Here is an 18,936-nt window from a genome sequence, read left to right on the forward strand (position 1 = left end):
CGGCGTCGTGCGTCAGGAGAGCCGGGGGCCCCGGCGGATCTGTACCCGAAACGATGGAACCTGCGCGGATCTGTACCCGAAACGACGAATCGTGCGCGGATCTGTACCCGAAACGACGAATGGTGCGCAGATCTGTACCCGAAACAGGCAGTGGGCGGGGCAGGAGAGCGGAATCATAGTCGCCCGATTGGGAATCACGAAAACCGGCGTGGGATGATGGACGGGATGACTTCCCCCACTCGTACCCCGAACACCCCCGTGACCTCCGACGCCGGCGAGCGCCCTCAGGTGCGCCCCGCGGCCGAGGGCTGGGAGCAGCAGCGCACGGCGGAGGGCCGGCCGCTGCTTCAGTTCGCGTCCCCGCGGGTGAAGCAGCCGCCACAGCACCTCGCGGACCTCACCCTCGCGGAGCGTCAGGCGAAGCTCAAGAAGCTCGGACTCCCGGCATTCCGGGCGAAGCAGTTGAGCACGCATTACTTCCAGCACTGGACCACGGACCCGGAGCGCATGAGCGACCTGCCGAAGGCCGGCCGCGAGGAGCTCGTAGAGGCGATGTTCCCGCCGCTCCTCACCGAGGTCCGCCGCCTCCGCACCGACGACGGCAACACCATCAAGTTCCTCTGGCGCCTCTTCGACGGCGCGCTGGTCGAGTCCGTCCTCATGCGCTACCCGGGCCGGATCACGCTGTGCGTGTCCTCCCAAGCGGGCTGCGGCATGAACTGCCCGTTCTGCGCGACGGGACAGGCGGGGCTCACGCGCAACATGTCCACGGCTGAGATCGTGGACCAGGTCGTCGCGGCGAATCGGGTCATCGCGGCGGGGGAGCTAGGCGTCACCGAGCACCCTGATGAAAGGGTCACCAACATCGTCTTCATGGGCATGGGCGAGCCGCTGGCGAACTACAAGCGCGTCATGGCCGCCCTGCACCGCTTCGTCGACGCTTCGCCCGAGGGCCTCGGCATGTCGGCGCGCAACATCACGGTCTCGACCGTCGGCCTCGTCCCCGCGATCCGCAAGCTCGCCGAGGAAGATCTGCCCGTCACGTTCGCGCTGTCCCTCCACGCGCCCGACGACGAGCTCCGCGACGAGCTCATCCCGGTGAACAACCGCTGGAAGGTCGATGAGGCGATCGACGCCGCCTACGACTACTTCCGCCAAACGGGTCGGCGAGTGAGCATCGAATACGCGCTCATCAAGGACATGAACGACCACGCGTGGCGCGCCGCCCTCCTCGCGAAGAAGCTCAACAAGCGCGGCCGCGGCTGGGTCCACGTCAACCCGATCCCGCTCAACCCGACCCCCGGATCCATCTGGACGTCGTCCGAACCCGAGGTTCAGGACGAGTTCGTCGAGACGCTCCGCGCCGCCGGCATTCCCACGACGCTGCGCGACACGCGCGGCAAGGAGATCGACGGGGCCTGCGGGCAGCTTGCCGCCGTCGAATGAGGGGCGCAAAGACTCCGGACACCTCAGGAAGCGCGGGAAAGCCCGCGGAGGCGGACGACGGCGGAGCTCGCCAGCGCGCGCCGCTCGCCGTCGTCGGCCGCTTCCTGCATGAGGTGCTGTTCAGCATCGGCCCGGGGAAGAACGACCATCACGCGGCGCTCCGCGCGGCGGCGGGGCTGTTCATTCCGCTGCTGACCCTCACGCTCACCAACCGGCTCGACCTCGCGATCTTCGCGAACTTCGCCGCGTTCACGGGGATCTACGGCCGCAATGAACCGCATCGCGTCCGTCTCGTGGCCCAAACGCGGGCAGGGCTGCTCATGATCGGCGTCATCCTCGCCGCGACGCTGTCAGCCCGGCTCAGTCCGGGTGGGGCGCTGGGTCCTTGGGGGATCGTCGCTGGAACGACGATCGTGGCCTGGGGGTGCAGCGTCGTCGTCGGCTATTGGCGGCTCCGACCTGCCGGCTCGCTGTTCCACATCTTCGCGTTCGCCGCGATTGCCTCGCTTCCGCATCAGCCGCCGCTTGCCGACGCGACACTCACTGTCGTCGCGACGTTCCTTCTGTGCCTTGCGATCGGCGTCGTTTCGCGCGTGCACCCTGGGCACCGGACGCCCTTGGCGTGGAAGGGGCTGCGGGCGGCCTGGCGAGTACGTCTCGGAGCCACGGAACGGCGGGTGCTGTGGCTCGAGTCCATCGGGTATTTCGTGGCGTCGGCCGCTGCGGGCTCCGCGGCCACGGCTGTGGGCCAGGCGCTCGGCTTCGGGCACAACTATTGGGCGATCGTTGCCGCCGTCGTGCCGCTCGTGGGCCACTCGACCCGCCACCGCGTGAACCGCGGGCTCCAGCGCGTGCTGGGAACCGTCGTCGGCCTCGCGCTCCTCGCCGGGATCGCGGCGCTGCGACCGGAGCCTTGGGTCATGGTGGTGCTCATCGGCCTGTGCCAGTTCGTGGTGGAGATGCTCATCGCGCGGCAGTACTTCCTCGCGCAGGTGTTCGTGGCGCCGCTCGCGCTGCTCTCCACCCTCCTCGTCGCGCACACGAGCCCCGGCGCGCTGCTTCACGACCGGTTCATCGACACCGCAATCGGCTCCGCGGTCGGTGTGCTCGTGGTGCTCGCGCCGAGCGCGTACCGGCGTTGGGCGGCGCGCTGGGAGCCTGCTCGCGTTCGTTCCTGACCTTCATTCGCCGGCCCGTTGGCCCCCAAATCGGCGTGTCGCGAGGGACGCGCCGATTGGGTGTCTGAAAGACGGTCGGAATCGGACGGCGAACCGCCGGGTGAGGCGCCCTCTCAGCTCGCGACGGCGTGGATCCGCACGGGGGACATGATCGGCTTCGCGTAGCAGGTGGACTCCTCGACCTCCTGATACGGCCCGAAGTTGGGGACCTTCCGGTAGCCTGCCGCCTCGTAGAACATCCTGCCGTCGGGCTGCGCGGAACCGGCCTCGGCCATGATGAGCGTGATGCCGGCCTCGTGGGCTTCCGCCTCGAGCGCAAGGAGGATGGAGCTCGCAACACCGGACCCCCGCGCATACGGGAGAACGTAGACCCGCTTGACCTCCGCCGTCGTCCGGTCGAACCAGCGCAGCCCGCCGCAGCCGAGGGGTTGGCCAGTGGCGCGCTCGTAGGCGATGAGGAACACGGCGATGTCGGCCGCCGTGGGAGGCGTGCCGGCTTCGTGCCCGGAGTGGCCGAACCGTGCGTCGAGCTCCGCCTGCTGCGCGGCGCGGAGGTCGCGCCCCACGGGGTTGAACCATGACGTTCTGCGGATTGTCAGCTTCGGATGGGTCTGCATGCCGCCTCCTGATTCGGGGGTATGCCTCTCAACGCTAGGCCCCTGCCGTTTCCGTGCCGTTACGCCCCTGTGAGTTCTGCGGAACGCTTTGCGGCGCGAGGGCTCCCTGCGGAGGCGGACGACGGCGGGCGCCCACCCGCCGTCGTCCGCTGACTCAGCCCCCGGCGCCGTCCGCCGGCACCGTCCGCTGGGGCCGTCCGCCGTTCGTGACCTTCATTCGGACGGACTCATCGGCGCGTCGGTGGCGACACGCCGATGAGGCCCGGAATTCGCGGCCAAAGATGGTCGGAATCGGGAAGCAAGCACAGCCGCGGAAGGCCGCGGATCGGCGAGCTAGCGAACCGCAGCGATCGCCTCGTCGAGGGCGCCGAGAATGAGCGTCACAGAGGCCGGGGTCGCGTTCGGCCCCATGAGCCCGATCCGCCAGACCGATTCCGCGTACCGCCCCACGCCGGCCCCGACCTCGATGCTGTACCGCTCGAGCAGGTGACCGCGCACGCGGGCTGAGTTCACGCCGTCGGGCACCTTCACGGTGGTGAGGCTCGGGAGCCGGTGGCCCTCTGCGGCGAAGAGTTCGAGGCCCATCGCCTCGAGACCGTCGCGCAGCGCCGCCCCAGCCGCCTCGTGCCGGGCCCACACGTTCTCGAGCCCCTCGGCGAGGATCCGGTCAAGGCCGGCCTCGAGCCCAGCCACCATCGTCACCGGCGCCGTGTGATGGTAGGTTCTGCTGTGCCCCTCAGCCGCGCCGACGTACCCACCGAGCAGGCCGATGTCGAAGTACCACGAACGTGGATCCGTCACGCGCCGCTCGAACGCGCGCTCCGAAACCGTGAACGGCGAGAGGCCAGGCGGCACTCCGAGGCACTTCTGGGTGCCGGCGTACCCGATGTCAATGCCCCACTCGTCGGCGCGGAGTTCGAGACCGCCGATCGAGGTCACGGCGTCGACCAGCAGGAGGGCGTCACCCTTGCTGGCGCCGAGCGCGGCGATGTCCGAACGCACACCCGTCGAGGTCTCCGCATGCACGGCGGCTATCACCTTCGGGTGCGGGTGCGCGCTGAGGACCCGTTCGGCGTCGACCGGTTGGCCCCACTCGTGGTCCACTCGGACCACCTGCGCGCCGCAGCGTCGCGCGATCTCGCACATGCGCTCCCCGAAGAGGCCGTTGACGGCGATGACGGCGACATCGCCGTCCGACACCATATTGACGAAGGCCGCCTCCATGCCGCCCGAGCCGGTCGCGCTCACAGGCCAGGTGCGGGCGTTGCGGGTGCCCCACACGCGCCGGAGGCCCTCCGCGACCCGGTCCAGCCTGTCGATGAAAGCCGGGTCGAGATGCCCGATCACCGGGTGGGACAGAGCCGCCATCACTTCGGGGTAGGCGTTGCCCGGACCGGGGCCGAACAGATAGCGGAAGGGCAGGATTTCGGGCACGCTTCACTGTCTCACACAGCACCGGAACGGGCGACGGCGCGAAGCGGCGACGGCGATTCGCAGCACAGCGGCGGCGCCCCCCTTCGTGCGGAAGGGGAGCGCCGCCGTCGTGCGCTTTGAAGAGGTACCGCGTTTGATCAAGCGCCCCGCAAGCTAAGCCGTGACTGACTCGGCGTCGAGCTCGACGGCGTCCTCCTCCCGCATGCTCACGTTGATCGTCTGGCGGAAGCCCCGCGTCATCACGAGGAGGCACACGATGCCGATGCTGAGCCAGATGGCGCCGTAGGTGAGGGCGTCGGCCTGGAGGTTCGCCCACAGGACCCCGGTGAGCCCCATGCCGACCACGGGGAGCACGATGTTCCGGAAGACGTCGCGCGGCGAGCGGAACTGCTTCCGGCGGAAGACGAACAGGATGATCACCGTGAGGTTCACGAACGTGAACGCGATGAGCGCGCCGAAGTTGATCATGGAGGAGATGAACTCGAGCGTGAAGGGGATTGCGAGGAGCGAGACGGCTCCGACGAAGAGGACCGCGTAGGTGGGGGTCCGGTACTTCGGGTGCACGAACGAGAAGAAGCGCGAGACCGGCCCCCGGCCGTTGCGGCCCATGACGTAGATCATGCGCGACACCGACGCGTGCGAGGAAAGGCTCGAGGCGACCGTTGCGGCGAACGCGGCGGACGTGAAGAGGATCTTGAAGAACTCGCCGCCGACCTTGAGCGCCATCTCGGGGAGGGTGTCGTCCGTGTTCTGGAAGCCGTCGAGCGTGGGGAAGACCGACTGGCCGAACCACGCCGCGACGAAGAAGATCGCGCCGCCGATGAGGAGGGCCAGGACGATCGCCTTCGGCACGGTGTTGGTGTCCTTGGCCTCTTCCGTGTACATCGTGATGGCGTCGAAGCCGATGAAGGAGAAGCAGACCACCGTCGCGCCGCTGATGACCGCCGACATGTCCACGCCGTCGTGGAAGAGCGGGGCTGAGGAGAAGAGGGAGGCGTCCCCGGCTCCGTGGGTGAGGGCGTTCCAGGCGAGGACCACGAAGACGCCGATGAGCACCACTTCGAAGACGACGAGGATCCCGTTGACCTTCGACGTCGAGTTCATGCTCCAGAGGTTCATCACCGTGATCAGCACCACGTAGGCCACGACCCAGATCCACGCGGGAACGTCCGGGAAGAACGACTGCATGTAGATCCGGATGAGCAGGGCGTTGACGAGCGGGAGAAGAAGGTAGTCGAGGAGCGAGGCCCAGCCCACGAGGAAGCCCACGTTCGGGTGGATCGTCTCGGAGGTGTACGTGTAGGCGGAGCCGGCGGACGGATAGATGCGGGTCATGCGGCCGTAGCTGACGGCCGTGAAGACCATGGCGACGAGCGCGACGAGGTACGCGAGGGGCACCACGCCATTGGTCTCGCCGGAGACGATGCCGAACGTGTCGAAGACGGTGGTCGGGGTCATGTAGCCGAGACCAAGGCCGACGATCGCCCACAGGCCGAGTGACCGTTTGAGCGCTGTTGAATTCTGAGACATCAGAGGCCATTTTCTTTCGTGCGATCCGCGGCGGCAATGCCAGCGGATGGGCGGTGGCCAGAGGACGGCGGGGGGACCGGCCTCGGGCCCTGGGGAGTATCACTCCTTGGGTGCGAGTGCTTCTGCCTGAAGGGCAGTTGTCTGAAGGGCAGTGCGGGGACAGCGTCAGGCCGGGTATGGCCCTTCGTCGCGGCTAGGCGATCAGTGGGTCCTGCCGGACGCGGGCTGCTGCTGGGTGATGCAGTGGATGCCGCCGCCGCGGGCAAAGATGACGCGGGCGTCGACGGCGGAGACCTGCCGACCGCGGTAGGCGTCGGCGAGGAGGCGCAGGGCCTTTTCGTCCTGAGCGTCGCCGAACGAGCAGGCCACGACCCCGTCGTTCACGGCGACGTGGTTGATGTAGCTCCAGTCGACCCAGTCCTCGCCGTCGTGCAGTTGCTCCGGCGCCGGGACCTCGGCGATCTGCCAAGGCTTGCCGTCCGCGGTTCGCGAGGCGTGGAGGACCTCGAGGAGTTCGTGGCTCACCTCATGGTCGGGGTGCTCCGGATTGGTCTGGACGTGCACGAGCAGCGCCCCCGGCGACGGGATCGCCGCGACGAGGTCCACGTGGCCGCGCGTGCCGAACTCCTTGGTGTCCCTCGTGAGGCCACGTGGGAGCCAGACTGCGTGGCGGGCGCCGATTGCACGCTCGAACTCGGCTTCGACGTCGGCCTTCGTGAGGCCGGGGTTCCGGAATGGATCGAGCTGGACTGATTCCGTGAGGAGCACCGTACCGAGGCCGTCGGTCTGGAACCCTCCGCCCTCGTTCACCAGCGTGCTCCGGACGATCTCGGCGCCCGTGGCTTGGGCAACCGTCGCTCCGATCGCCGAATCGTGCTCCCACGAGGCCCAGCTCTGCTGCCCCCAGCCGTTGAAGACCCAGTCGACCGCCCCCAGCCGCCCGGCGTAGTCCTTGACGAAGCTCGGGCCGATGTCACGCATCCAGGCGTCGTCGAGCGGCGCCTCGACGACGCCGATCCGGGCATCGAGGTAGGCCGCTGCGATCGCCCGGTCCTCCGGGCGGACAACCATGGTGACGGGCTCGAAGCGGAGGGCGGCATGGGCGACGGCGGCCCAGGCAGCGCGCGCTTCATGGGCTTCGGCGTCGGTCTCTCCGAGCGTGTAACCGCCGGAGGGCCACGCCATCCAGAGCCGCTCCTGCGGCTCGGTCTCTGCAGGCATGCGCCAGGTCATGCTCGGGCGCCTTCGAGTTGACGGGCGACGCCGGGTTGACGGGCGACGCCGAACGGAGCGTCCGCGTCGACCGGTGCGGTGAGCGCGGCGTAGGTCTCGGGACGGCGCGTGGTGAGGAACGGGAAGAGGGCGAGCCAGTCGCGGCGCTGGTCGAGGTCGAGGTCGGCGATGAGGACGGCCGAGCCCTCTCGCGGGGCTCGGGCGAGGATGCGACCGTAGGGGTCGGAGATGAAGGACGAGCCGTAGAACGTCACGAGGCCCTCGCTGCCCCAGCGGTTGGGGACGACCATGAAGAGGCCGTTGGCGATCCCGTTGCCGACGATCACCTGACGCCAGAGCGGCTCGGTGTCGAAGTCGGGATGCCCCGGCTCGGAGCCGATGGCCGTCGGGTAGGCGAGGATCTCGGCGCCGTTGAGCGAGTAGACGCGGGCGAGTTCGGGGAACCACTCGTCCCAACAAGTGGGCAGGCCGAGGCGTGCGCCGCCGAGTTCCGCCGGAGCGTGGATGGGGTAGCCCTCGTTGGCCGCCTGCGGTTGGCCGGGCTGGGGGCCCTGATGGAAGAACTTGTCCTCGTAGTAGCCTTCGGTGACCGGGATGTGGAGCTTGTCCGTCGCGGCGAGGAGCGAGCCGTCCGGGCCGACGAGGATGGCGGTGTTGAAGCCGCGCTCGTCGCCTGCCTCGCCCTTTCGGTAGAGGCTTGCGTGGACCGCGACGCCGTGTTTCTGGGCGGTGCGGCGGGCGAAGGCGAGCGTGGGGCCGGTCTCGAGTTCTTCGGCGATGCTGCTCGGCGTGTAGTCCGGGAGCATGTCCGCGGGGTAGCGCGAGAGCGTGAGCTCGGGGAGGAAGACCACCTTCGCCCCGCGGGCCGCGGCCCGGCGGATGCCTTCCTCGAGTTCGGCTTCGGTCTCGGCCGGGTCCTCGTGCCAGCGGTGCTGGACGAGCGCAACGCGCAGTGGTTCTCTGCGTTGGCTGTGGCCTTCGGCCGCGTCGCTCGTGCGGGCCCACGACACCGGGGGCTGCAGGGCAAGGATCTCGTGCATGGGGTCCTTCTTGAGAGTGGGAGTCTAGGGAGTCACTAAATGAATGACGTTCGTTTATTAGAGCAGTGACGCAGCCCACGGTCAAGAGCGTGAACTCGGGGCGTCCGTCCCCGCTGGACAAGATCTGCCCACTCGTCGCGTAGGAAGTGCCCACTCGTCGTAAGGGGGCGAGTGGTCACGTCTTGCCCGACGAGTGGTCACCTTTCGCCCGACGAGTGGTCACCTTTCACCCGACGAGTGGTCACGTCTTGCCCGACGAGTGGTCAGCTCCGGGTCGCCAGCGTCGCGGCGAGCGTGCCGCGGAGGCCCGCGATGAGAGCGTTGAGCCCGAGGGCGAACGCGTCGTCGGCCGCTTTGCGCCCGCGGCCCCGCCGGGCCGCCACCGCATCCGCGAAGGTCGGAGCGAGGTCGCGCTGCTCGCCGACGTCGAAGATCCATTCCGGGGCCGCAACGTCCATGGCGGAACCGAGCACGAACGACTCGACAGCCACGATCGTGTCGATGACCAGGTCCTCCGGCCATCCGCCGGCTCGCAGGCCTTCGGCCACGCGTTCGTACATCTCGAGCGTGTGCGGTGCGCCCGTGATCGGGAGGACGGCGATGACCGGGATGAGCGGCGAATGCTGTGCGAACGCGTCCCGGTAGGAGTAAGCCCAGCGCACTAAGGCGACATCCCAGGGGTCGTGGCCGAAGGCCGAGGTGTCGATGGTGTCGTTGACGTCGTCCTGGACCCAGTTGAGGACCTCGTCCTTCGAGGCCACATGGTTGTAGAGGGCCGACGGCGCCGTCTTGAGTTCGCGGGCGAGGGCCGCCATGGTGAGCCCGTCGTAGCCTGCCCGGCCGATGATGGCGAGCGCCGCCGTCGTGATCTTGGCGCGCGAGAGGACGGGCCTCGAGGGACGTCCACGCCGCCGCGGCGCGGGCGCGCCCGTCGCCTCGGGCGCATCGGGCAGGGCGGATTCCATGTCTCGGAGTCTAGGCGACGGGAAGGGTTGCGCCCGCAGATAAATGAACTATATTCATTTAGAGACCTCCACCACTTTTCGCGAAGGGAACACCATGGCAGAGCAGAAGCCGGAGCTCCAGGCCGACGTCGTCGTCGTAGGAGCCGGACCAGCAGGCCTCATGGCCGCACGCACGCTGACGAAGGGAGGCGAGCGGGTTGTCGTGCTCGAGGCCCGGGACCGGGTCGGCGGCCGCACATGGAGCGACACGGTCGACGGCGCGTGGCTCGAGATCGGCGGCCAGTGGATCAGCCCGGACCAGACCGAGCTGCTGGGCCTCGTCGAGGAGCTCGGCAAGGAGACGTACCAGCGCTACCGCGAGGGCCGAAGCGTCTTCGTGGCGGGCGACGGCGCGCGCACCGTCTACGAGGGCGCGGACTTCCCCGTCTCGCCCGGGACCCTCGCCGAGGTCGAGCGCCTCACAGCCATCCTCGATGGGCTCGCCGCCGAGCTCGGGCCGGAGGAGCCGTGGGCCCACGAGAAGGCCCGCGAGCTCGACACCATCTCCTTCCACCACTGGCTCCGCATCCAGTCCGCCGACGAGGACGCGTGCGAGCTCATTGGCATGTTCATCGCCGGCGCCATGCTGACCAAGCCCGCCCACGCCTTCTCCGCGCTCCAGGCGGTCCTCATGGCCGCCTCCGCCGGGTCGTTCAGCAACCTCCTCGACGAGGACTTCATCCTCGACCGCCGCGTGATCGGCGGGATGCAGTCCGTGAGCCAGGCCATGGCCGCGGAGCTGGGGGACGCCGTCGTCCTCAACGCCCCGGTGCGTACCCTCGCGTGGGGCGGGGACGGCGTTCGCGCCGAGGCCGACGGCGTGACCGTCACCGCGCGCCGTGCGATCCTCGCGGTCCCCCCGACCCTCTACAGCCGCATCTCCTACGAGCCGCCGCTGCCGCGCCGCCAGCACCAGCTGCACCAGCACCTCTCGATGGGCCTCGTCATCAAGGTCCACGCCGTCTACGAGCGCCCGTTCTGGCGCGACGAGAACCTTTCGGGCACGTGCTTCGGCGTTGGTCAGATCGTGCAGGAGGTCTACGACAACACGAACCACGGCGACGAGCGCGGAACCCTCGTCGGCTTCGTCTCCGACGAGTACGCCGACGCGATGTTCGCCCTGAGCGCCGAGGAGCGCAAGGCCGCCATCCTCGGCTCGATCGCCCACTACCTCGGCCCGGAAGCGCTCAACGCCGAGGTCTACTACGAGTCGGACTGGGGCTCCGAGGAGTGGACCCGTGGGGCCTACGCTGCGAGCTTCGACCTCGGTGGCCTTTCGCGTTACGGCGCCGACCAGCGCACCCCGGTCGGGCCGATCCACTTCGCCTGCTCGGACATCGCCTCAGAGGGGTACCAGCACGTCGACGGCGCCCTCCGCATGGGCCGGCGCGCCGCCGAGGAGATCCTCGCCGCCCGCGTCTGAGCCAGTCAGTCCCGTGTGGCGCCCACGAGGTGCCACACGGGCCGGTCCTTTCGGTACCGTGGGACGAGCCCCCGGCTCCGCACGACGTCGACCATCGCCTCCGGCGGGTGGACGTACCCGCGGAAGGACCGTCCCGACGCGTTGAGCATCGCGTTCATGCTCCTGATGAAGAGCCGCGACACCGGATTGGCGGTCGGGTAGCTGAACACGAGCGCCCGGCGCGCGTGGTCCGCCGCCGTCCCCAGCAGGCGAGCGTAGTCCGGATAGCAGCACACCACGCGGTGGAGGACGACGACGTCGGCGGGCTCGACGTCGTCCGGCGCCTCGGCGATGTCCACGCCTAGGCGGCGCTGCACACGTCCTTCCAGCCCCGCGGCCGCGGCGAGCCGCCGCGCGTCGTCCTCGTATCCGGCCGACAACTCGAGGTTCGTTGCGCGGGCCGCCCCGCGTCGGAGCAGTTCGAGCTGGATCTCGCCGACGCCGCCGCCGATCTCGAGCACGGACGCGCCCTCGATTCCCGCGCTCGCGAGGAAGTCGACCATGCCCTGCTCGACGGGCCCGAGGCCCTTGCGCCCGTAACGTCGCGCGACGGCTTTCGAGAACCGCGCGTCGAAGATGGCGTCGTACCCCCGGGGATCGCGACCGGGGACGCGGGGGCCGCAGCAAGAATCCATGGCACGAGTATCCGCCTTCGTTGACGTTGCGTCGCCTGGACGGAAGGCTGGGCTCTGTTCCCGATGGAAGGGCCCAACACGTGCGGAATTCCCTCGACAGTGACGTCATCGTTGTCGGCGCAGGCCTTGCCGGGCTCGTTGCTGCGGTCGAGGCCGCCGAGGCTGGCCGCCGGGTGACCATCGTCGAGCAGGAGCCCGAGCAGTCTCTGGGCGGGCAGGCCTTCTGGTCGCTCGGCGGACTGTTCCTGGTGGACTCTCCTGAGCAGCGGCGTATGGGCGTGAGGGATTCGCGGGCCCTTGCAGGGCAGGACTGGTTCGGGAGCGCCCAGTTCGACCGCCCCGAGGACTACTGGCCGCGCCTCTGGGCCGAGGCGTACCTCGATTTCGCGGCGGGGGAGAAGCGCGCGTGGCTGCATGGGCTTGGCGTCCGGTTCTTCCCGGTCGTCGGCTGGGCCGAGCGAGGCGACGGGCGCGCGGATGGGCACGGAAACTCGGTGCCTCGATTCCACCTCACGTGGGGTACCGGCCCGGGCGTTCTGGAACCCTTCGTGCGCCGGGTCCGTTCGCACGTCGATGCTGGTCGCGTCCGTCTGCTCTTCCGGCACCGGGTGGACGCCCTGCTCACCGAGGGAGGCTCCGTCGTCGGCGTGCGCTGCGCCGTGCTCGAGCCGTCGTCGACGCCGCGCGGGACGGCGAGTTCCCGGAGGGTTACCGGGGACGCGCAACTGCGGGCCCGTGGCGTCGTGGTCGCCTCGGGCGGGATCGGGGGGAATCACGACCTCGTGCGGAGGATGTGGCCCGCACGGCTCGGGACCCCGCCGTCGTCAATGATCGCGGGGGTGCCGGCTCATGTGGACGGGCGAATGCTCGGAATCGCCGAGTCGGCTGGCGGGCGGCTCATCAACGGGGACCGGATGTGGCACTACGTCGAGGGACTGCGGAACTGGGACCCGGTGTGGGAGAACCACGGAATCCGGATCCTCCCCGGTCCGTCCTCGGTGTGGCTCGACGCGACCGGGCGACGGCTCCCTCCACCTCTGTTCCCGGGCTTCGACACGCTCGGCACGCTCCGGCATCTGCGGGGCACCGGGTACGACTACTCCTGGTTCGTCCTGACACAGAAGATCATCGAGAAGGAGTTCGCGCTCTCCGGCTCAGAGCAGAACCCCGACCTCACAGGGAAGGACCTGCGGCTCCTGCTCGGGCGTGTGCGTGGTGGTGCTCCCGGGCCGATCGCCGCTTTCATGAGGCACGGCGCGGATTTCGTCGTGGCGACGTCGCTCGGCCAGCTTGTGGAGGGGATGAACCGCGTGGGCGAGCCGGGCCTCATCTCGGAGAAGGGGCTGCGCGCTGTGCTCGAGGCGCGGGACCGCGAGATCGAGAACCCTTTCGGGAAGGACGCGCAGGTGATGTTCCTGCGCGGGCACCGGCGGTACCGAGGCGACCGGCTCATCCGGGCTGCAGCCCCGCATCGGATCCTGGACCCCTCCGCCGGCCCTCTGATCGCGGTTCGGCTCAACATCCTCACGCGCAAGACTCTGGGCGGTCTCGAGACTGATCTCTCGGGACGCTGCCTCTCGGCCTCCGGCCAGCCGGTGCCGGGGTTGTTCGCCGCGGGGGAGGCCGCCGGATTCGGGGGCGGCGGGATGATGGGCTACAACGCCCTCGAGGGGACCTTCCTCGGCGGGTGCCTCTTCTCAGGCCGGGTGGCCGGGCGGGCGGCGGCTTCTGTTTGAGGCGGGGCGGCTCCGGGTTCGCGCTCCTGCTCGTTTCTCTGGTGCCCGTTGCCCGCTTCAGCCCGTTTCTGTGGTGCCGTCAGCCGTGGCGGCGCGAGACACGCCGATTCCCGAGTGATTGGGAAAACACAACCGGGCGGGAGCGCGGCGGCGCGAGGACTTGAGGGGGAAGGCGAGGATTTGATGGGCCAAACGCGAGGACTTGAGGCGCGAAAAAGGCCCCGGATCCAATCGGATCCGGGGCCACACGTGGTTGCGGGGGCAGGATTTGAACCTACGACCTCTGGGTTATGAGCCCAGCGAGCTACCGAACTGCTCCACCCCGCGGCGCTTGATCTACTTTACCCGCTCGCGGCTCAGGACGCGAATCGACGGCCCGCGGCCTACGCCCGGCGCCCGGCCTGCACCAGGCGCCCGGCCCGCGGCCTGCGCCCGGCCTAGGCCGGCCACGTCTGGGCGAACAGAGGCGGCCGGAGGATCAGCGGAGGTGATCCACGAGGTCGCTGGCGATCCCGTTGTACGAAGCGGGCGTCAGGGCGAGGAGCCGGGCTTCGGCGTCGGACGAGAGTCCGAGGCCCGAGACGAACTCCTTCATGCGTGCGGCATCGACGCGGTGGCCCCGCGTGAGGTCCTTGAGCCGCTCGTATGGGTTGTCCATCCCTGGGACGCCCGCGATGGCTTCCGCCCTCATGACCATCTGGATGGCCTCGGCGAGGACTTCCCAGTTCTGGTCGAGGTCGGAGGCGAGGACATTCTCGGCTACATCGAGCCCGCCGAGACCGCGCACGACATTGCTGATCGCGAGCAGCGAGTGGCCGAATGCGACTCCGATGTTCCGCTGGCTCGAGGAATCGGTGAGGTCGCGCTGCCAGCGGCTCGTCACGAGCGTCGAACCGAGGGTGTCGAGGAGGGCCGAGGAGATCTCGAGGTTGGCCTCGGCATTCTCGAAGCGGATGGGGTTGACCTTGTGCGGCATGGTCGAGGACCCGGTGGCGCCCGCGACCGGGATCTGTGCGAAGTAGCCGATCGAGATGTAGCTCCAGACGTCGGTGCAGACGTTGTGCAGGATCCGGTTGAAGCGCGCCATGTCGGCGTACAGCTCGGCCTGCCAGTCGTGGCTCTCGATCTGGGTAGTCAGCGGGTTCCACGTGAGGCCGAGGCCTTCGACGAACGATCGCGAGACCTGCTGCCAGTCGGCGCTCGGAACCGAGGCGACGTGGGCCGCGAAATCGCCCGTTGCGCCATTGATCTTCCCGAGGAATTCCGTTCGCTCAACACGGTCGAGCTGGCGACCGAGGCGGTGCGCCATGACGGCGAGTTCCTTGCCGAGGGTGGTCGGCGTGGCAGGCTGCCCGTGAGTGCGGGAGAGCATCGGCACGTTCCGGTTCTCGCGTGCCATGGCCCCGATCTGCTCAACGAGCTTGCGTGCCGCAGGCAGCCAGACTTCCTCGACAGCGCCCTTGATGCCCAGCGCGTAGGAGAGGTTGTTGATGTCCTCGGACGTGCAGCCGAAGTGGACGAGGGCGGTGAGATTGCCGAGCCCCAGCGCCTCGAGCCGGCGACCGATGTAGTACTCGACGGCCTTGACGTCGTGCACAGTGACAGCCTCGATCTCGGCGAGCTCCTTGACGGAGTCGGCATCGAACTCCGTCACGATAGACCGGAGCCCTGCCTCCTGCTCCGCGGAGAGCGCTCGTGTGCCGGGAAGCACGGAGTTCCGCGTGAGGTGAATGAACCACTCGACCTCGACCGCGACCCGGTCACGGTTGAGGGCAGCTTCCGAGAGGTAGTCGACGAGGGGGGCGACCGCCGGACGGTACCGACCGTCGAGGGGGCCGAGCGCGATCTGCTCAGAGGAGCTCGCGAGGGACAGCCTGCCGGAAGGAATACGCGCGGGGGTCTCAGCCATGGCCTCCATTCTTCCAGATCTGCCGCGCTGAGGAGGGTCGCCTGTGGATAACGGGCCGCCTGTGGATAACACAGTGCCGGACGAGAGGACTTCAGGCGGTTTTCCACATACGACGGCGGAGGCCAGCGGAGCGACGGGCAGCGCGCCTAACGTCGATTGCGGGACGTGCGAGCGGCGTGCGGACTAGCGAAGGGGGACACATGCAGTGCCGTCACGATGAGGCGCTTCTCCGGGCAGGCCAGGAGGGCCTCGCCCGGGTGGACGCGGAGGTAAGGGAAGCCGAAGCGGCGCAGCGCCGGGCGGACGACGCCGAGTGGGAGGGTGCCGCTGGAGACTCCTTCAGAGCCAGGACCGCATTCATCGCGGCTGAGCTCGCGGCAGTCACGGCCGGCGTGGCCGCACTCGGCTGCTTGTTGGCCTCCATTCAAGGTGAGCTGCGGGATTGCGAAGCCAAGCAGGCCACGACGGCGGCGACTTCCGGTGGGCTTCCGCTCGGGGGACCACGCTTGCCCATAACCTCTGCTGGGCGTCCTCTCCTGCCGACTGGGTCTTCAGGTTCTCTCCTCCCACAGGTCACGCAGTCACCGCTGCTCCCTTACCAATCAGCGTTTCCGGCTGCGCCTTTGGCGAGCGGGCAGGAGCTCTGCCGGTGATGGCCGGGCCGGTCAGGGCAGGAAGCGAGGGCTTCGTCGTGACGGGAGGACCACGCTTTGTCGTGACGCTCGAGTCTCTCGAGGCTTCGGCCGTTGCACTGAGGGCGGCGTCATCGAGCCTCGAACGGGCCGGGCGAGGCCTCTACGCGAGTCGGCAGTCGGTGATCGCGGGCGCGTGCTGGCCGTCGAATCTCGCGTTGCGGTTCGACGATGAAGCCCGGCGGGTGGACGTGCGGGCAGCGCGGGCACGTGAGGAGTCCGAGGGCTGGGCTGCCGCTGTGGCGAGAGCCGCAGAGACCTACAGGAAGGAGGAAGCGGCTCGGGCCAGGGCGATGGACGGGCTGCAGAACATCGTCTTCCAAGCGGGAGCCATTCCAGGCCTCCTCGACGTGCTGGGTCTTGGGGGACTCAGTGTGGCAGGAGCGAGGGTCGTTCCCGGAACGACGCTCGCAACCCTTCTTCGGTCTCTTCAAGCCGGGCGGCTTGCAGGCTCTGCCGGCGAACCCGCAGGGGTGAACCGCGCCTCGATCGCGGCGGGAACTGGGGACCCGAGTTGCTTCTTGTACGCGGTCTCGAGCCTCCGCCGGGCCCAGGGCCAGGAACCGCTCGAGGACGGAAGCTTCGTTCCCCCTTCGTCGATCCTCGTGGAGAGGGTCCCGCGCGCTGACGGGAGCATCGCCGTCATGGTGACAGTGCCCGGAACCCAGACGTGGGCTCTCGACCCTGAAGACGGCAACGTCTTCGATTCCGAGGGAATCCTTGATGGCATGGCGTACCGCGACAGCCAGGTACGCGGCCTCATCGACGAGGCCCTCCGGGACCAGAACCTTGGGGCAGACGATGTGGTGCTCTTCAACAGCTACAGCCAAGGCGGGATCCACGTGCTGGGGCTCCTCGAGGACCAAGAGTTCCTTGAGCGGTACCGGGTAGCCGCTGTGACCACCGTTGGAAGTCCCGTCTCAGCTTTCGCGATCCCGGAGGGCATTCCGGTCCTGAGCCTGACCAACGCGGACGACATCGTTCCGACCGCGTCCGGGCAGGTGGTTGAACCCAGCGAATCCGTCGTCAACGTCCGCTCGCCGAGCCGGGCCGGTCCCGCCGCCCTCCTCTTCCCGCAGGAAGTCGTCGCCAAGGCTCACGACCTGGGGAATTACGCGCACGACGCAGAGCGGCTCGACGAGTCCGCCGACCCCGCGGTCCTCGGGCACCGAGCAGCAGTCGGAGCCGCGCTGGGAGTGGGGGTTGCTGCGGGCGCCGCGGCTGGTGCTCCCCAGACGGGGAGCCCTCAGCGCGAGCGCTTTGCCTACACAGCCACGGACCCCAAGACGAAGAGCTGAAGAGCCGCCCTCGGCGCAGAGCATCAGCGCTTGCGATTGGCTCCGAGGATCCACCCCATGATGGCGGAAACGATCGAGATGATGATCGCTCCGAAGATCGCAGTCCAGAAGAAGGAATTGATGGTCAGATGAACAGGCGTGTAGCTGCTCAGCCAGGCAGTGAGAGCGAGCATCGCGGCGTTGATGATGAGCGCGAAGAGCCCGAGAGTCAGGCACGTGACGGGAAGGGAGAGGACTTCGATGATCGGGCGGACGAGCGCGTTGACGAGGCCGAAGATGAGGCCGATGAACAGATACGCGAGCACAATGCCCACCACGTCACTGTGCTGGCCCGCGCCGTGATTGGCGGCGAGGTCCGTGACGGCCGTGGAGTTGATCTTGATCCCCGGCAGAATCCAACTGGCCACCCACAATGCGATGGCGTTCACGACGACGCGGATCAGGAATCGCAGCATGCGCCCATCGTTCCACACGGCGTCCTCCACGTCTCGGGACCCGGTTACGCTTGAAACCATGACTTCTGCACTCAACAGTCACGACGGCGTCGAAGCAGCCGCCGTCGTCGCAGCCGGCCCCGAGGGCAACACCCAGAGCCCTCTGGTCGTCGGCCCGCGTCCCGTCGTCGGCCGCCTCCCGAAGTATGCAGCTGGAAAGCCGCCGGCTCCCGTTGAAGGGCTGGAGAGCTTCAAGCTGTCCTCCAACGAAAACCCCCTCCCGCCGTTGCCAGCAGTTCTGGAGGCGATCGCCGCCGAAACCGCCATCAACCGCTACCCGGATCCCGTCGCAAGCTCGCTTCGTGCCCGGCTCGCCGACTTCCTCGGTGTCCCGGCCGAGGACATCGTCACCGGCGGAGGAAGCCTCGGGGCGCTCAATCAGCTTCTCGCCGCGTTCGCGGGCCAGCAGGACGACGGCGTCCAGGACGAGGTCGTCTACGCTTGGCGGTCCTTCGAGGCGTACCCGATCTCGGTGGGGCTCGCGGGTGCCAAGAGCGTCCAGGTTCCGGTGAAGGATGACGGCCGCCACGATCTTGAGGCGATGGCGGCAGCGTTGACGGACCGGACACGCGTTGTGCTGCTCTGCACCCCGAACAACCCCACTGGGCCGATCCTGCGAACGAAAGAGACCGAGGCCTTCATCGAGTCGGTCCCGGAGGACGTCGTGATCGTCATCGATGAGGCCTATCAGGAGTTCGTGCGCGATCCGGAGGCCGTCGACGGTCTCCGGATGTACCGCAAGTACCCGAACGTCGTGGTGTTGAGGACCTTCTCGAAGGCCCATGGGCTCGCGGGACTCCGCGTGGGCTACTCGATCTCGCGTCCCGAGATCACCCAGCACCTTCGGGTCGCCGCAGTTCCTTTTGCCGTCTCGTCGGTAGCAGAGCGGGCCGCGATCGCCTCGCTCGACCACTACGGGGAGGTTGTAGAAAGGGTACAAAGCCTGGTGGACGAGCGGGATCGTGTCACGCAAGGGCTCCGCGAGCTCGGATGGTCGGTTCCCGAGGCGCAGGGGAACTTCGTCTGGCTCAAGCTGGGCGAGGCGACCCCGGCCTTTGCCGCGGAAGCCGCTGCCCGAGCCCTCTCTGTGAGGGCGTTCGGGACCGAAGGAGTGAGAGTCAGCATCGGCGAGGTCGAGGCCAATTCTCGCTTCCTCGAGCTCTGTAGGACGTTCACAAAAGCCCCCATCGCTTCCTAGCGGTTAGGCTGAGCCGGCGGCCCGGCTGCA

Annotated in this window: 15 protein-coding genes and 1 tRNA gene; 6 read left to right on the forward strand and 10 right to left on the reverse strand. The window is 68.5% G+C overall.

Going from position 1 to position 18,936, the window contains the following annotated elements; translation table 11 throughout:
- The first annotated feature begins 225 nt into the window (after positions 1-225).
- Together rlmN and L0M17_RS01690 are read left to right on the forward strand one after the other, a co-directional pair.
- Entirely contained in the window at positions 226-1,446 is a 1,221-nt protein-coding gene (gene rlmN, locus L0M17_RS01685; RefSeq protein WP_241050637.1) for a dual-specificity RNA methyltransferase RlmN, read from the forward strand.
- A complete protein-coding gene (locus L0M17_RS01690) occupies positions 1,443-2,624 on the forward strand; it encodes an FUSC family protein (protein WP_241050639.1) in 1,182 nt (393 codons plus the stop codon). The genes rlmN and L0M17_RS01690 overlap by 4 nt, the downstream gene beginning before the upstream one ends.
- 113 nt (positions 2,625-2,737) lie before the next feature.
- Here L0M17_RS01690 and L0M17_RS01695 read toward each other — a convergent pair whose 3' ends face one another.
- From L0M17_RS01695 to L0M17_RS01720, 6 genes are all read right to left on the reverse strand, one after another.
- Positions 2,738-3,241 carry a GNAT family N-acetyltransferase gene (locus L0M17_RS01695; protein ID WP_241050641.1) on the reverse strand — a complete coding sequence of 168 codons (504 nt, stop codon included), beginning with the start codon at positions 3,239-3,241 and terminating at the stop codon, positions 2,738-2,740.
- A 333-nt stretch (positions 3,242-3,574) separates the two neighbouring features.
- A complete protein-coding gene (locus tag L0M17_RS01700; RefSeq protein ID WP_241050644.1) occupies positions 3,575-4,675 on the reverse strand; it encodes a pyridoxal-phosphate-dependent aminotransferase family protein in 1,101 nt (366 codons plus the stop codon).
- Between the two features lie 153 nt (positions 4,676-4,828).
- Complete coding sequence (locus L0M17_RS01705) at positions 4,829-6,205, reverse strand: APC family permease (RefSeq protein WP_241050646.1); 1,377 nt, start codon at positions 6,203-6,205, stop codon at positions 4,829-4,831.
- A 201-nt stretch (positions 6,206-6,406) separates the two neighbouring features.
- On the reverse strand, positions 6,407-7,438 hold the full coding sequence (locus tag L0M17_RS01710; protein WP_241050647.1) for an agmatine deiminase family protein: 1,032 nt from the start codon (positions 7,436-7,438) through the stop codon (positions 6,407-6,409).
- Positions 7,435-8,478, reverse strand: a complete 1,044-nt coding sequence (locus tag L0M17_RS01715) for a nitrilase-related carbon-nitrogen hydrolase (protein WP_241050649.1) — start codon at positions 8,476-8,478, stop codon at positions 7,435-7,437. Before L0M17_RS01715 ends, L0M17_RS01710 begins: the two co-directional genes overlap by 4 nt.
- A gap of 263 nt (positions 8,479-8,741) precedes the next feature.
- Complete coding sequence (locus tag L0M17_RS01720; protein ID WP_241050651.1) at positions 8,742-9,443, reverse strand: TetR/AcrR family transcriptional regulator; 702 nt, start codon at positions 9,441-9,443, stop codon at positions 8,742-8,744.
- Positions 9,444-9,537: 94 nt separating this feature from the next.
- Between L0M17_RS01720 and L0M17_RS01725 the strand changes: the two genes are divergently transcribed.
- Entirely contained in the window at positions 9,538-10,905 is a 1,368-nt protein-coding gene (locus tag L0M17_RS01725) for a flavin monoamine oxidase family protein (protein WP_241050653.1), read from the forward strand.
- Positions 10,906-10,910: 5 nt separating this feature from the next.
- Here L0M17_RS01725 and L0M17_RS01730 read toward each other — a convergent pair whose 3' ends face one another.
- Positions 10,911-11,579 carry a methyltransferase domain-containing protein gene (locus tag L0M17_RS01730; RefSeq protein ID WP_241050655.1) on the reverse strand — a complete coding sequence of 223 codons (669 nt, stop codon included), beginning with the start codon at positions 11,577-11,579 and terminating at the stop codon, positions 10,911-10,913.
- Positions 11,580-11,659: 80 nt separating this feature from the next.
- On the opposite strand from L0M17_RS01730, the gene L0M17_RS01735 reads away from it, so the two are divergent.
- Complete coding sequence (locus L0M17_RS01735; RefSeq protein ID WP_241050657.1) at positions 11,660-13,315, forward strand: FAD-binding dehydrogenase; 1,656 nt, start codon at positions 11,660-11,662, stop codon at positions 13,313-13,315.
- A 250-nt stretch (positions 13,316-13,565) separates the two neighbouring features.
- Here L0M17_RS01735 and L0M17_RS01740 read toward each other — a convergent pair.
- Both L0M17_RS01740 and purB read right to left on the reverse strand, forming a co-directional pair.
- A tRNA-Met gene (locus L0M17_RS01740) sits at positions 13,566-13,642 on the reverse strand.
- 151 nt (positions 13,643-13,793) lie between these two features.
- Positions 13,794-15,224: an adenylosuccinate lyase gene (purB, locus tag L0M17_RS01745; protein ID WP_241050659.1), complete on the reverse strand. Its 1,431-nt coding sequence runs from the start codon at positions 15,222-15,224 to the stop codon at positions 13,794-13,796.
- A gap of 715 nt (positions 15,225-15,939) precedes the next feature.
- Between purB and L0M17_RS01750 the strand changes: the two genes are divergently transcribed.
- Positions 15,940-17,214 (forward strand): hypothetical protein, encoded by a 1,275-nt coding sequence (locus L0M17_RS01750; protein WP_241050660.1) that lies wholly within the window; start codon positions 15,940-15,942, stop codon positions 17,212-17,214.
- A 23-nt stretch (positions 17,215-17,237) separates the two neighbouring features.
- On the opposite strand, the gene L0M17_RS01755 is transcribed toward L0M17_RS01750, so the two are convergent.
- Positions 17,238-17,669 carry a phage holin family protein gene (locus L0M17_RS01755; RefSeq protein ID WP_241056277.1) on the reverse strand — a complete coding sequence of 144 codons (432 nt, stop codon included), beginning with the start codon at positions 17,667-17,669 and terminating at the stop codon, positions 17,238-17,240.
- Positions 17,670-17,727: 58 nt separating this feature from the next.
- Between L0M17_RS01755 and hisC the strand changes: the two genes are divergently transcribed.
- On the forward strand, positions 17,728-18,906 hold the full coding sequence (gene hisC, locus L0M17_RS01760) for a histidinol-phosphate transaminase (RefSeq protein ID WP_241050662.1): 1,179 nt from the start codon (positions 17,728-17,730) through the stop codon (positions 18,904-18,906).
- Positions 18,907-18,936: the final 30 nt, after the last annotated feature.

This window comes from Sinomonas terrae, from assembly GCF_022539255.1.
GTDB classification, from domain to species: Bacteria; Actinomycetota; Actinomycetes; order Actinomycetales; family Micrococcaceae; genus Sinomonas; species Sinomonas terrae.

Bases quoted from the DNA above. Each gene is read 5' to 3' on its own strand.
- rlmN (WP_241050637.1), top strand. From the start codon at position 226: ATGACTTCCCCCACTCGTACCCCGAACACCCCCGTGACCTCCGACGCC.
- L0M17_RS01695 (WP_241050641.1), bottom strand. From the start codon at position 3,241: ATGCAGACCCATCCGAAGCTGACAATCCGCAGAACGTCATGGTTCAAC.
- L0M17_RS01705 (WP_241050646.1), bottom strand. From the start codon at position 6,205: ATGTCTCAGAATTCAACAGCGCTCAAACGGTCACTCGGCCTGTGGGCG.
- L0M17_RS01725 (WP_241050653.1), top strand. From the start codon at position 9,538: ATGGCAGAGCAGAAGCCGGAGCTCCAGGCCGACGTCGTCGTCGTAGGA.
- L0M17_RS01720 (WP_241050651.1), bottom strand. From the start codon at position 9,443: ATGGAATCCGCCCTGCCCGATGCGCCCGAGGCGACGGGCGCGCCCGCG.
- hisC (WP_241050662.1), top strand. From the start codon at position 17,728: ATGACTTCTGCACTCAACAGTCACGACGGCGTCGAAGCAGCCGCCGTC.
- L0M17_RS01730 (WP_241050655.1), bottom strand. From the start codon at position 11,579: ATGGATTCTTGCTGCGGCCCCCGCGTCCCCGGTCGCGATCCCCGGGGG.
- purB (WP_241050659.1), bottom strand. From the start codon at position 15,224: ATGGCTGAGACCCCCGCGCGTATTCCTTCCGGCAGGCTGTCCCTCGCG.
- L0M17_RS01690 (WP_241050639.1), top strand. From the start codon at position 1,443: ATGAGGGGCGCAAAGACTCCGGACACCTCAGGAAGCGCGGGAAAGCCC.
- L0M17_RS01715 (WP_241050649.1), bottom strand. From the start codon at position 8,478: ATGCACGAGATCCTTGCCCTGCAGCCCCCGGTGTCGTGGGCCCGCACG.
- L0M17_RS01755 (WP_241056277.1), bottom strand. From the start codon at position 17,669: ATGCTGCGATTCCTGATCCGCGTCGTCGTGAACGCCATCGCATTGTGG.
- L0M17_RS01710 (WP_241050647.1), bottom strand. From the start codon at position 7,438: ATGACCTGGCGCATGCCTGCAGAGACCGAGCCGCAGGAGCGGCTCTGG.